At 26.8% G+C, this 12,700-nt stretch carries 14 protein-coding genes; 7 read left to right on the top strand and 7 right to left on the bottom strand.

Going from position 1 to position 12,700, the window contains the following annotated elements:
- Window positions 1–23: 23 nt before the first annotated feature.
- Together secG and tpiA are read right to left on the bottom strand one after the other, a co-directional pair.
- Window positions 24–323, bottom strand: coding sequence for a preprotein translocase subunit SecG (gene secG / locus ACTTBN_RS02555; RefSeq protein WP_075506676.1), 300 nt, complete (start codon window positions 321–323; stop codon window positions 24–26).
- Window positions 324–329: 6 nt separating this feature from the next.
- Window positions 330–1,070 (bottom strand): triose-phosphate isomerase, encoded by a 741-nt coding sequence (gene tpiA, locus ACTTBN_RS02550; protein ID WP_440680822.1) that lies wholly within the window; start codon window positions 1,068–1,070, stop codon window positions 330–332.
- 56 nt (window positions 1,071–1,126) lie between these two features.
- Here tpiA and ACTTBN_RS02545 point away from each other — a divergent pair, with 56 nt between their 5' ends.
- The 7 genes from ACTTBN_RS02545 to gltX all read left to right on the top strand — a co-directional run bounded on the left by ACTTBN_RS02545 (window position 1,127) and on the right by gltX (window position 8,542).
- Window positions 1,127–2,548 carry a SurA N-terminal domain-containing protein gene (locus ACTTBN_RS02545; RefSeq protein ID WP_440680820.1) on the top strand — a complete coding sequence of 474 codons (1,422 nt, stop codon included), beginning with the start codon at window positions 1,127–1,129 and terminating at the stop codon, window positions 2,546–2,548.
- Entirely contained in the window at window positions 2,548–4,005 is a 1,458-nt protein-coding gene (gene trpE, locus ACTTBN_RS02540; protein WP_440680857.1) for an anthranilate synthase component I, read from the top strand. Before ACTTBN_RS02545 ends, trpE begins: the two co-directional genes overlap by 1 nt.
- Window positions 4,005–4,571, top strand: coding sequence for an anthranilate synthase component II (locus ACTTBN_RS02535; RefSeq protein WP_440680818.1), 567 nt, complete (start codon window positions 4,005–4,007; stop codon window positions 4,569–4,571). Before trpE ends, ACTTBN_RS02535 begins: the two co-directional genes overlap by 1 nt.
- Window positions 4,572–4,575: 4 nt before the next feature.
- Window positions 4,576–5,568, top strand: a complete 993-nt coding sequence (gene trpD, locus ACTTBN_RS02530; protein WP_440680816.1) for an anthranilate phosphoribosyltransferase — start codon at window positions 4,576–4,578, stop codon at window positions 5,566–5,568.
- Window positions 5,561–6,352, top strand: a complete 792-nt coding sequence (locus ACTTBN_RS02525; protein ID WP_440680815.1) for an indole-3-glycerol phosphate synthase TrpC — start codon at window positions 5,561–5,563, stop codon at window positions 6,350–6,352. The genes trpD and ACTTBN_RS02525 overlap by 8 nt, the downstream gene beginning before the upstream one ends.
- 89 nt (window positions 6,353–6,441) lie before the next feature.
- Complete coding sequence (gene lexA / locus ACTTBN_RS02520; protein WP_085114205.1) at window positions 6,442–7,119, top strand: transcriptional repressor LexA; 678 nt, start codon at window positions 6,442–6,444, stop codon at window positions 7,117–7,119.
- Window positions 7,120–7,141: 22 nt separating this feature from the next.
- Window positions 7,142–8,542, top strand: coding sequence for a glutamate--tRNA ligase (gene gltX / locus ACTTBN_RS02515; RefSeq protein ID WP_440680814.1), 1,401 nt, complete (start codon window positions 7,142–7,144; stop codon window positions 8,540–8,542).
- Here the strand turns inward: gltX and lpxB are convergent.
- From lpxB to fabZ, 5 genes are read right to left on the bottom strand one after another with little or no spacing between them, the layout of a single operon-like run.
- Complete coding sequence (lpxB, locus tag ACTTBN_RS02510) at window positions 8,519–9,655, bottom strand: lipid-A-disaccharide synthase (protein ID WP_440680813.1); 1,137 nt, start codon at window positions 9,653–9,655, stop codon at window positions 8,519–8,521. The two genes, gltX and lpxB, sit on opposite strands and share 24 nt — an antisense overlap.
- Window positions 9,652–10,446, bottom strand: a complete 795-nt coding sequence (gene lpxI, locus ACTTBN_RS02505; RefSeq protein WP_440680812.1) for a UDP-2,3-diacylglucosamine diphosphatase LpxI domain-containing protein — start codon at window positions 10,444–10,446, stop codon at window positions 9,652–9,654. Before lpxI ends, lpxB begins: the two co-directional genes overlap by 4 nt.
- A gap of 1 nt (window position 10,447) precedes the next feature.
- Window positions 10,448–11,224 carry an acyl-ACP--UDP-N-acetylglucosamine O-acyltransferase gene (gene lpxA, locus ACTTBN_RS02500; RefSeq protein ID WP_440680811.1) on the bottom strand — a complete coding sequence of 259 codons (777 nt, stop codon included), beginning with the start codon at window positions 11,222–11,224 and terminating at the stop codon, window positions 10,448–10,450.
- Complete coding sequence (gene lpxD, locus ACTTBN_RS02495; protein WP_440680809.1) at window positions 11,221–12,201, bottom strand: UDP-3-O-(3-hydroxymyristoyl)glucosamine N-acyltransferase; 981 nt, start codon at window positions 12,199–12,201, stop codon at window positions 11,221–11,223. Before lpxD ends, lpxA begins: the two co-directional genes overlap by 4 nt.
- 52 nt (window positions 12,202–12,253) lie before the next feature.
- Window positions 12,254–12,700 carry a 3-hydroxyacyl-ACP dehydratase FabZ gene (gene fabZ, locus ACTTBN_RS02490; RefSeq protein WP_440680807.1) on the bottom strand — a complete coding sequence of 149 codons (447 nt, stop codon included), beginning with the start codon at window positions 12,698–12,700 and terminating at the stop codon, window positions 12,254–12,256.

Below are 12,700 nucleotides of genomic sequence, written 5' to 3'. Positions count from 1 at the left end.
AAAAAAGAAATAGAAAGTATTAATTAATTATTTTCAGGAATTGATGGAGTATCTTCAGTTTTTTCTTCAACAGTGTCTAAAACTGATCCTGTAGGCGTTAATTCTGCTCTTGAAATTATTGTCAGTGCTAAGCTACAAATAATAAATAAAGTTGCAACTATAGCAGTTGCTTTAGTAATAAAACTACCAGCTGATCTCGATAGCATGAAATTTTCTTGTGAAACACCAATACCTAAAGCGCCACCCTCTGATTTTTGAAGTAGCACAAGCACAACTAAAATAAATGCAAGTATGATGTTAATTACAAGTAATAATGTTTCCATGGGGGACTAATTAATGGTTTTTTTAATTATATCAATAAATTTCTTTGGATTTTGTGATGCTCCACCTATTAAAAAACCATCTATGTCAGGAATTATTTTTAATTGATCAATATTTTTACTGTTAACAGAGCCTCCATATAAAACTTTTGGAGAATTTTTTCCAAATTTACTTTTTATAAATTTAATTGATTTAGACAGTTCCTCTGATGAAGGAATTAAACCAGTTCCAATTGACCATACTGGTTCGTACGCAATAATTATATCGTTAATTTTTTTGATAGATTTTAATCCTTTCTTTAATTGACTATTTAAAAATTGATTAGTCTTTTTATCTCTTTTTTGTTTTAGAGTTTCACCAATACAAAAAATAATTTTTAAACCAGATTTAATTGAATTTTTTATTTTAAGATTAATTAGATTGTCATTTTCTCCAGCCATTCTGTTTTCAGAATGACCCAAGATCACATATTTTGCTCCAACACTTTTAAGCATTCTTGCATTAACCTGACCTGTAAAAGCTCCATAATCTAAATTTTGATGAGAATTTTGTGCACCAACTTCAATATTAGTTTTACTAAGTCTTTTTGAAATTGGACGTATTAGAGTATTTGGAGGACAATAAATTAGTTTGAACTTATTTTTTTTATGACTTTTTGAGAATTTAATAACTTTATCTAATGAATTTATAGTTTTTAAATCTCCAAACATTTTCCAATTAGCTATAAAATACATATATTTATTTGTCATAATTGACTTTTTAATCTATAGATTTGTTTTTTACAGATCAATAAATTTATAACGTTATGGTTGAAAAATTAAAAAACTTAGGTTGGAAACAATTTGGTGGATTAGTTCTAATAGTAATCATCATAATAGCTTTTGGCTTTGGTGGATTTGGCGGTGGCTTTAGCACTAACAATCAAAATAATATTGCTAAAATAAATAAAACTAACGTAACCACTCAAGATTTCATGGACTATGTTAATCAAAGTGGAATTTCACAAGAAGCAATAAGAAATAATTTAGACAACAACATTATAGAAGAATTATTATCAGGACTTATTTCAACAACTTTAATTGATTTAGAGATTGAAGATTTTAAACTTTCTATAAACGAAAAGACAATTTTAAAATATTTAAAAGACAATAAAAATTTTAAAGACGAGAACGGTTCTTTTGAAAGAATTAAATATGAAAAATTTTTACTTTCAAATAATATGTCTGCTCCTTTGTTTGAGTTGAAATTAAAAAATCAAGGTTTACAGAAACACTTATTTGATTTTATTGGAGCAGGTACTGTTACCCCTGAATTTCTAATAGAAAGTAAATTTGAAGAAAACAATAAAACATTATCTATTGAATACTTTGATATGGAGAATTTATATAAGATTAAAGAAGATTATACATCAGATGAAATCAACACATTTATTGAAGAAAATAAAGATCAATTAAAAAGAGAATATATTGACTTCAAATATGTGGTTTTAAATCCAAAAAATTTAATTGGAATTGATGAATTTAATCAAGATTTTTTTAACGAAATTGATGCAATAGAAAATAAAATTTCTCAAAATGAAAGTTTTAGTTCGATAATTGAAAACATAAATGTGGATGTGATTAATATTAATGAATTTGCTCCAAATGAAAACACTAATACAAACGAAAAGTTAATTTACTCTAAGAAATCAAGAAAATTAGATATATTTGAAAGTGGCGATAATTATATTCTTTATGATATAGAGAATGAATATGACCGTTCACCAGATCTCAATGATGAAATATTAAAAAATGAAATCGTCGAACTTATTTATCAAAAAGGTAAATTTGATTACAATAGAAAAATAATTGAAGAGATACAGAGTGATGGGTTTAATGAAAGTAAATTTATAGAGTTAAGTTCAGGTAAGATCCAAACTGGATCAATTAATTCAATTAACGATGATGAGCTGTTTGAATTAAATTCAATTAAAATGCTTTACTCATTACCTCAAAATTCTTTTGCTTTAGTAAACAATACTAATAATCAAATATTTTTAGTCAAAATAAAAGATATAAATAAAAATACTATAAATAAACAAAGTGAGGAATATAAAGGATTTATAAATTCACAAAATACGAATAACAGAAAAGGTATTTTACAATCCTACGATACCCTGTTGAATAATAAATATCAGGTTCAATTGAATCAAAAAACTATTGATAGAATTAAAAACTATTTCAAATGATAATTAATCGAAGCTTCAAAGATTTTAAGTTTCGACATAGAAGCAAAAAAAATCAGATTATATACACTTCTAAAAAAGTAAATTCTGATGACGAAGTAATAAATTTAATTGATAATTTTTTAGAGGAAAAGAATAGTTTTATATTTGAGTCTGTTGAAAAAGGAAAAATTAAAGGTAGATACACAATTTTTGGTAAAGATCCTGATAAGATATGGGAGTTCAACAACCAAAAGTCATATTTAATCACTGAAAATAAAAAAATCATTCTTAAAGATAAACCAGAAAAGTTAATAGAAAAAATTATTGAAAATTTTAAATTTGATACACCTAAGAATTTACCTAAGATTTGTTCTCTAATTTCAGGTTATTTTTCATATGACTCTATTAGGTACATAGAAGAAATTCCTAACTCATGTAAAAATGATCTTAATTTACCTGATGTAAGATTGATAAGACCAAGAACGTTGGTTATTCATGATAATTTAAAAAAAGAAATATTTTATATTATTAATGTTTTTAATGATGAAAAAATTAAAAATTATCAAAAAAAGTATGACTCTATAAAAACTGATCTATTTAAACTATTAATTCAATCATCCATCAAAAATATTGATACAAAAAGAGTATCAAAAGAAAAAAAAATTAAAGTTAAATCAAACACATCTAAAAATAAATTTCTTGCAATAGTTAAAAAAGCTAAGAAATACATTAAACTTGGTGATATTTTTCAAGTTGTTTTAAGTCAAAGATTTGAAGCAAAACTAACAAAAAAACCTCTAGAAATTTATAAAAAACTTAGAGTAACTAACCCCTCCCCTTTTATGTTTTACTTCAACTTTAATGACTTCCAAATTATTGGGGCAAGTCCAGAAATTTTAGTAAGACTAAGAGATAATAAAATTACAGTTAGACCAATAGCAGGTACTAGACCAAGAGGAAAAAATAGAAAAGAAGATCTTTTTTATGAAAAAGACCTTCTTAAAGACAAAAAAGAACTTTCTGAACATTTAATGCTTTTAGATTTAGGAAGAAATGATGCTGGTAAAGTATCAAAAATAAATACTGTAAAGGTAACTGAGAGTTTTATAATTGAGAGGTACTCTCATGTAATGCATATAGTTTCCAATGTAGTTGGAGAGTATAATAGAAAGTTTTCAAAATTTAAATCACTGTTGGCAGGATTTCCTGCTGGTACTGTTTCTGGTGCTCCTAAAATAAGAGCAATGGAAATTATTGATGAGTTAGAAACATCGAAAAGAAAAGTTTACGCTGGTGGAATTGGATACTTTTCTGCAAATGGTGAATTTGATACTTGTATTGCATTAAGAACAGCTGTAGCAAAAAATAAAAAATTCTATGTACAAGCTGGAGCAGGTATCGTTGCTGATAGTAAACCTATAAACGAATATGATGAAACAGTGAACAAGGCGAAGGCTTTGATAAATGCTTTAAGATAATGAAAATATTATTAATAGATAATTATGATAGTTTTACATTTAATCTTTATCATTACATTTCTTCATTAGATGTAAAAGTTGATGTCATAAGAAATGATAAAATTAACTCTAAAGAAATATTAAGAAAAAAATATGATAAAATTGTTATTTCACCTGGACCTGGAAATCCAAATCAATCTGGAAATTGCATAAACATTTTAAAATCATTACATAAAAAATTGCCCTTTTTAGGTGTTTGTCTTGGACATCAAATTATAGGTCAAGTTTTTGGATCTAAAATTATTCAAGCAAAAAAATTAATGCACGGAAAAACTAGCAAAATTAAATCACAAAAAATTGGTATCTTAAAAAATCTACCTCGTACCTTTGAAGCTACAAGATATCATAGCTTAATTATTGATAAAAAAACCCTATCGAAAGATTTAGAGATTACAGCTGAAACTGATAATGGGTTAATTATGGCTATCCAACATAAGCAATTTAATATTCATGGTGTACAATTTCACCCAGAAAGTATTAAAACTAAGATGGGAATGAAAATTTTAAAAAATTTTATTAATTATTAATTTTATGGATAAGATTTTAGAAAAACTTAAAAATAAAGAAAATTTAAACTTCGAAGAAAGTAAGTCAGCATTTGAGATTTTAATGACTGGTAAAGCTGATGAGGATCAAATCTATAATTTTTTAATACTTCTGTCTGAAAAAGGAGAAGTTGCAGATGAAATTGCTGGGGGTGTTTATGTCCTTAGAGAAAAATCTAAAAGAGTAAACGTTCAAGATTGCATAGATACATGCGGTACAGGTGGTGACGGTATGAACACTGTTAATATATCAACTGCATCAGCCTTACTTTTAGCTAGTATGGGTATAAAAGTTGCAAAACACGGCAATAAAGCTGTATCTTCAAAATGTGGCTCTGGAGATGTTTTGGAGGCTCTTAATATTAAAATTGATCTAGAGCCTAAAGAAATAGAACAAGAAATAAGCAATAACAATTTTGGTTTTATGTTTGCTCCAAATTATCATAGCGCCATGAGATTTGTAGGTCCTGTAAGAAAAAAAATCGGTAAAAGAACTATTTTTAACATGATTGGTCCCTTAAGTAATCCCGCTTTAGTAGAAAGACAGGTTGTTGGAGTATTTGATAAAAAATTATTAAAAATTTTTGCAGAGGGATTAAAAAATTTAAATATAAAATTTGCATGGATAGTAAACAGCGAAGATGGATTGGATGAAATATCTCCTTATGCAAAAACAAATATAATACAACTGAAGAATGGAGAAATATCTGAAATCTTGGTTGACCCTAATTCAATTGGTGTGAATGCAGAAAAATTTGAAAATTTAATTGGTAATGATGCAAAATTTAATGCAAATAAAATGATTGAAATATTTAAAGGTATAGATAATGATTTTTCAAAAGCAGTTTGTTTAAATGCTGCAGCTGGTTTAATCGTTGCAGAAAAGTTTGTTGATTTTGAAGAGGCCTATAATCACGCAAGACAATTTATTCTTTCTGGTAAAACTTTTTCACATTTGGAACAAATACAAAATGTCTGAAAACGTTTTAGAAAATATAATTAAAAAAAAAATCGAAAAAATTGATAATCTAAAAAAATCAATAGATCTTAAAAAATTAGATGAATTAATACAAAAAAATAAATCATACATAAATTTTAAAGATAAAATTGAAAACAATTTAAAAGACAATAAAACTTCAATTATTGCTGAAATAAAAAAAGCAAGTCCTTCTGCAGGTGTTATAATTGAAGACTATAATCCAGTAGAAATTGCTAATATTTATTTAAAAAATAATGCTACTTGTTTATCAGTTTTAACTGAAGAAGATTATTTTTTGGGAAATTTAATCCATATAAGTAAAATAAAAGATAAGGTTAATTTACCGATATTATGTAAAGATTTTTTTATTGATACTTTTCAAGTGCCACTTGCCAAAAGTTATGGTGCAGATGCAATTCTGATTATTTTAGCTGGTGTCTCAGATGATCTTGCAAACAATTTATATCAAGAGGCGTTGAAATTAGATATGTCAGTAATAGTAGAAGTACATACTGTTGAAGAGGCTCAAAAGGCATTAAATTTTAAAAATGCACTAATTGGTATTAACAACAGAAACTTAAAAACACTTAAAACAGATATAAATACAACCTATGATATTTATAATGTTGTAAAAAACCATAAAGGACCTCTAATTTCTGAGAGTGGTATTAAATCTAAAGAAGAATTATTGGAATTAAACAGTAAGACATCAATTAATACTTTTTTAATTGGTGAATCACTTTTGAAAAAATTGGATGAAAATTCAATTTTTTCAGTTTTGTAGTCAATTTAAGCCTTATTTTACTCACTTTTTTTAGTATTGTTAAAACAAAAGAACTTTTATAGAACATCCTTTGTACGATATTTGTTCTTATGCTAACAAAAAAACAAAAAAACCTGCTTTTATTTATCAACAAGAAGTTGAGAAGTTCTGGTGTATCTCCTTCTTACGAAGAGATGAAACAATCTCTAAACTTAAAATCAAAGTCAGGTATTCATAGATTGATCAGCGCCTTAGAAGAAAGAGGATTTATTAAAAGATTAGCTCATAAAGCAAGAGCTTTAGAGGTGGTAAAATTGCCAGAAACAGCTTCAGCGAACGATATTTACAATAGTTTTTCACCAAGTGTTATCAAAGGTGGTTTAGACGAAGAAATTAACAATTCAGATGAAATAGAAGTGCCAGTATTAGGAAAAATTGCAGCGGGTACTCCTGTAGAAGCAATACAAAATGAAGTTTCAAGAATACCATTACCAAATAATTTAGAAAAAAATGGAGATTATTTTGGATTGAAAGTTCAAGGAGACTCAATGATTGAAGCTGGAATCCACGAGGGAGATACAGTTATTATTAAAAGAACAGATACAGCAGATAATGGAAAAATTGTAGTCGCGTTAATTGACGAGCACGAAGCAATGTTAAAAAGAATTCGTAAAAAAGGTAAAGTTGTTGCATTGGAAAGTGCAAATAGAAACTATGAAACCAAAATATTTGGCCCCGATAGAGTAAAAGTTCAGGGTGTTTTGGTATCTTTATATAGAAACTTTTAAAAAAATAGTCTAAACATCTCTGATGTCAAAAGTAGCAACTCGTTTTGCTCCCTCTCCTACTGGGGCTCTTCATATTGGTGGTGTTAGAACTGCCTTGTTTAATTGGTTATATTCAAAAAATCAAAAAGGGACTTTTCATCTAAGAATTGAAGATACTGACAAAGAAAGATCGAAAGAAGAACACAAAATACAAATAATTAAATCCTTAAATTGGTTAGGGATAAAACATGATGGTGAAGAATATATTCAATCAAGTAAAATTAATGAACACGTAAAAATTGCAAATGAATTATTAAAAAAAGGGTATGCCTATAAATGTTACTGTTCACCTGAAGAGATAGAAGAGCAAAAAAAAAGAGCTAGACAAAAGAAAATACCTTATATTTACAACAGAAAATGGAGGGATGCAGAAGAAAAGGATGCTCCTAAAGAAATTAAACCTGTAATTAGATTTAAAAGTAAAATTGAAGGAAGCTCAATTCTTAAAGATTTGGTTCAAGGTGATATTGAAATTGAAAACATTACAATTGAAGATTTTATAATACTAAGAAATGATGGAACTCCTACTTATAATTTATCAGCAACTGTAGATGACCATGAAATGGGAATGACTCATATAATTAGAGGAGATGACCATAAGATAAACACTTTTAAACAAATACAAATATATGAAGCAATGAACTGGGATTTACCAGAATTTGCTCATATACCTCTTATTCATACAATAGAAGGTAAAAAATTATCGAAAAGAGATAATGCATCCACATTAGATGATTATTCAAAAATTGGTATAATGCCTGATGCATTAAGGAACTATTTATTGAGATTGGGGTGGTCTTTTGAAGACAAGGAAATATTTACATTAGATGAGAGTATTAAATACTTCAATATTGAAGGAATAGGAAAATCTCCTTCTAAACTAGATATGAGTAGAATTTTATCGATGAATGAACATTATATTAAAAATATTAGTGAGAACGATTTATTCAATCAACTAGATGAATACTGCAAATTATATAAAAGTGAAATTAACTCAGACAAAAAAGATAAGATCAAAAAATCACTAACATTCTTAAAAAATAAGGCAAAAACATTAGAAGATATATACAATAATTGCCGATATATTATTACAGATGAAGTAAATTTTAATCAAGACGATATAAAACTAATTGATGATAAGGCTAAAAAAGTAATTTCTGATTTCTCAAATAAATTTTCTAACCTTTATGAACTAAGTAAAGAAACATTGGAGCCAATAGTAAATGAACTTATTAAATCACACGATACAAATTTTAAAGGCGTAGGACAGCCTTTACGAATTGCTTTAACGGGCTCAAAATTTGGACCTGGCATTTATGATGTGATCATTTCTCTAGGAAAAGAGGAAGTAGGAAAAAGGCTAGTCAACAAGAAACTGGGTTAATACTGATACTGCTTCATCAGAAGATGAAGTTTTTGATCTAACTCTAGTCAAAGTTTTTTCACAATCTTCAATTTGTTTTTTCATTAATTCTGGATTTTTTAAAAAATAAACAACTGAATTGTATATCTCTTTAGCATTACACTCTTTTTGGATTAATTCTGGAATTATTTCTCTGTTATTAATAATATTGATAATATTTGCAAATTTTATTTTTACTAACATTTTGACAATTAAAAAATTAAAAAAATTCATTTTATAGATAATTATAGAAGGAACTTTTGCATTACAAATTTCTAAAGAAATTGTTCCAGATTTTGAAACTGCAAAAATAGAATTATTTAATATTTGTTTTTTAATATTTTCATCAGAAATAACCTCAACATTTTCTAAATTAGTATTATTTATTTTAATATTAATTAAATTCTTATTTTCGTCAGTTGCGTGAAAAACAAAAATGAAATTATCAAATTTTGAATTCATTAAATTTATAAAATCAATCATGATTGGCAATAATAAATTTACTTCGGATGATCTACTGCCACAAAAAAGAGAAATAATTTTTTTATTTTTTGATATAATATCAGATATATCAATTCTATTATTTATTTCTTTTTCTAATAATGGATGACCGACAAATGTATTTGGAATATTTTCTTTATCAAAATATTTTTTTTCAAAATCAAATAATAACAAGATATGATCTAAAAACTTTTTAAATTTTTTAACTCTACCCTCTCGCCACACCCATACCTGTGGGGCTACATAGTGTACAGTCGTAATCTGGTTATTGATTTTTTTTACTTTTTCAGCAACTCTTAATGTAAAATCAGGACTATCTACAGTAAACAAAATATCAGGATTAAATTTTATTATCTCCTCTACAGTTTTGTTTATTTTATTCTTTATTTTAAAAATATTTAATAAAACACTTGTAAAACCAATATAAGTAATTTCTTTAAGATCAAAAATAGATTTTATTCCTAATGAAATTAAATGAGTACCACCGACACAAGAATACTGAATATCATTACGATTTTTTTGAAGTTTAGATATAACTTTTGAAGCAAGCTTGTCTCCGGAAGGTTCGCCTGTGAGAATAAAAATCTTTTTCATTTTACTGAGATAAACATCTTATTTTTATTAGCAAAGTTAATGCATTTACTTTTATCTAAAAAAACATGCTGTTTATTTTTAACTACAATTCCTTTTAATCCAGCAGTTTTACTTTGTTTTAAAGTGTTTAATCCAATAGTTGGTAAATCAATTCTAAGATCTTGTTTCTTTTTTGGAAGTTTTACTAATACACCATGATTTCTAAACTTTTTACTTCTACTTTTTTTAAGTAATTTTTTAGTACCACCTTTTCCTTCAATGGAAATCACCTTTTCATTTCTAACAACGACCCCTTGACTAAAATCATATTCTCTTAAATTATTTAACGTTTTAATTGCTTTTTGAATATCCAATTGATCTTGCTTATCTGGTTTAATTTTTGAAAAATTACCTCTCTTTAAAGAGAGTTCTGGGTTAAATTTTAGTGAATTTTCAGTTTTAATATTGTTTTGACCTAATATTATAATAATTTCTTTTAATATAGCTGCATCTCCAAGTTTTGATGCTTTAATAATTCTGGGTATATAATAAATTCCTTTAAAATCTAATCTTAACTTAGAAAAATTTGGTTTTTTTACTTTTCCTGCAAATAAGACTTTTTTACAGTTATTTTCTTTAAGTATATTTATTATTCTGCCAAATTGGCCAATAGATACTGCATAAGATTTTTTATCTTTTTTAAATTTTTTTGATTTTGATAGATCAATAATTAAATATTTTACTTTCTTTTTTTTAATTTTTTTTAAAATATGATCTGGAAAATCAGTATCTCCAAAAATTAATCCTATCATTTTATGAAAATGGTGTACAAATAGATCTTTTTTTATCTTTTGTTATAAAATCAATTACATTTTTAACTAATTGATTTTCTTGAAAAGAACAATTTAATTTACTTATATTTTCATAGATATTCCTTGTAGCAAATATCTCCTTATAAGCTTCACTTAAACTTAGTATATCTTTATTTTCAAACTTTGCTCTTCTTAATCCTATTAAGTTTAATCCTTGTAATGAATTTCTGTTACCAGTAGACAATCCATAAGGAATTACATCATGTAGTACACCTGTCATACCTCCTATCATTGCCATTTTTCCAATTCTAGTAAATTGCTGAACAGCTGAATTACCACCAATAACAACATTATCTTCAATGATAGCATGGCCTCCCAAAGGAACATTGTTTGCAATTATTACATTATTTCCAACTTGGCAGTCATGTGCGATATGTGATGAAATCATAAACAAACAGTTATTTCCAATAACTGTTTTGCCACCACCACCAACTGTTCCAGGATTTATTGTTACATATTCTCTAATTTTGTTATTGTCACCAATTATCAAATTTGTAGGTTCGCCGTTATATTTTAAGTCCTGAGGATCATTAATTGAAACGAAAGGATAAATCTTATTTCCCTTTCCAATTTTTGTACTAACAGTAATATTTACATGAGATTGAATAATAGTGTTCTCTCCAATCTCAACATTTGGACCAATTACGCAATATGGACCAATCTCAACGTTTGAAGATATTTTTGCTTTAGGATCAATTATTGCTGTTTTATGTATCATTTGTTCTCTTTGATAAATTTTTTTAAATCTCTAGCTGGATAACCCATAAATTTAGAATTATCAGGTATATCTTTAATCACTCCTGAACCACCGCCTATTTGAACATTATTTCCTACTTTCAAATGTCCTGATATTCCCGCTTGTCCACCAATCATTACATTATCTCCAAGCGTTGAGCTTCCTGCAAAACCAACTTGTCCTGCAATAATACAATTTTGTCCAATTTTATTGTTATGGGCTATATGGACTTGATTATCTATAAAAGTGTTTTTACCAATCACAGTATTTGACAAAGAACCTCTGTCAATTGTTGCACCACAACCAATTTCACAATTATCCTCAATTATTACAATGCCGATATGAGGATAACGAATATTTTTGTTATTGCTGGGAAAAAAACCAAATCCTTTTTTTCCTATTACACAAGCATCTAATATTGAAACATTTCTTTTTATTAAGGCATTTCTAATAATAACATTGGATCCTATTGAGCAGTTATCTCCAATTACAACATTACTTTCAATGATGGTATTATGTCCAATTAAACAATTTGATCCTATTTTAACATTTTTTCCAATTAATACATTTTGACCATGACTAACAGAATTTTTAAAGGGGGTTTTTTCAATATTAGATGCACTAACATCAAAATCATCTGTAATTGAATCAGGATAAAACTTTGAGGTAATGACTGCTGTTGAGACAAGAACATTTTCAACTTCAATCGGTTTACAATTTTTTGGCAAAATATGTGATAATTTCTTAGTAGTTAAACAATAGCCTGCTTTAGTGGTTGATGCTACAGGTTCATATTTTTTTGAATGAAAGAATGTAATATCTTTATTAGAAGCTGTAACAAGATCTTTAACATCAAAAACCACAGAGTCTAAATTGTCAAAATTGCTCTTAGTGTTAATAGAATTTAAAATTATACCTATTGTTAATGGACCTTTATTTATAAAAAAAGGATTACTCATTTATGCTTTTTAACAAAGCATTTAGAAAAATAATATCAATAATTATTGCTATTTATTTCTTGTCTACAATTGTTGCTGACCAAATTGCATCAGCCATTTTTTTATTTTCTACAAAAGCTTCACCTTTATACTTCCAAACTCTACCATGAGATCTGATAGCTTGAATTTTTAATAGCAATTTACAGTCCGGTATAACTGGAAATCTAAATCTAGCTTTTTCAACACTCATTAAAAATACTAATTTATTTTCATAAGTTGACTTATCAATTCCGTGAGCCGTTAAAGCTGCTGCAGATTGACCAAAAGCTTCAACAATTAAAACACCTGGCATTACCGGTTGATCAGGAAAATGACCTTGAACAAAGAAACTATCTTTTTTAACATTTACTACACCAGTGGCTGATGAAAGTTTATTTATATCATTTAATTCATCAATCAATAACATGGGTTCACGATGAGGAATTAAATTTTTTATTTGATTTTTATTTAAACTTTCCAT

It is taken from the genome of Candidatus Pelagibacter sp. HIMB1623, from assembly GCF_052047695.1.
Lineage (GTDB): Bacteria > Pseudomonadota > Alphaproteobacteria > Pelagibacterales > Pelagibacteraceae > Pelagibacter.
This window is presented reverse-complemented; position numbering and strand designations above follow the sequence as displayed.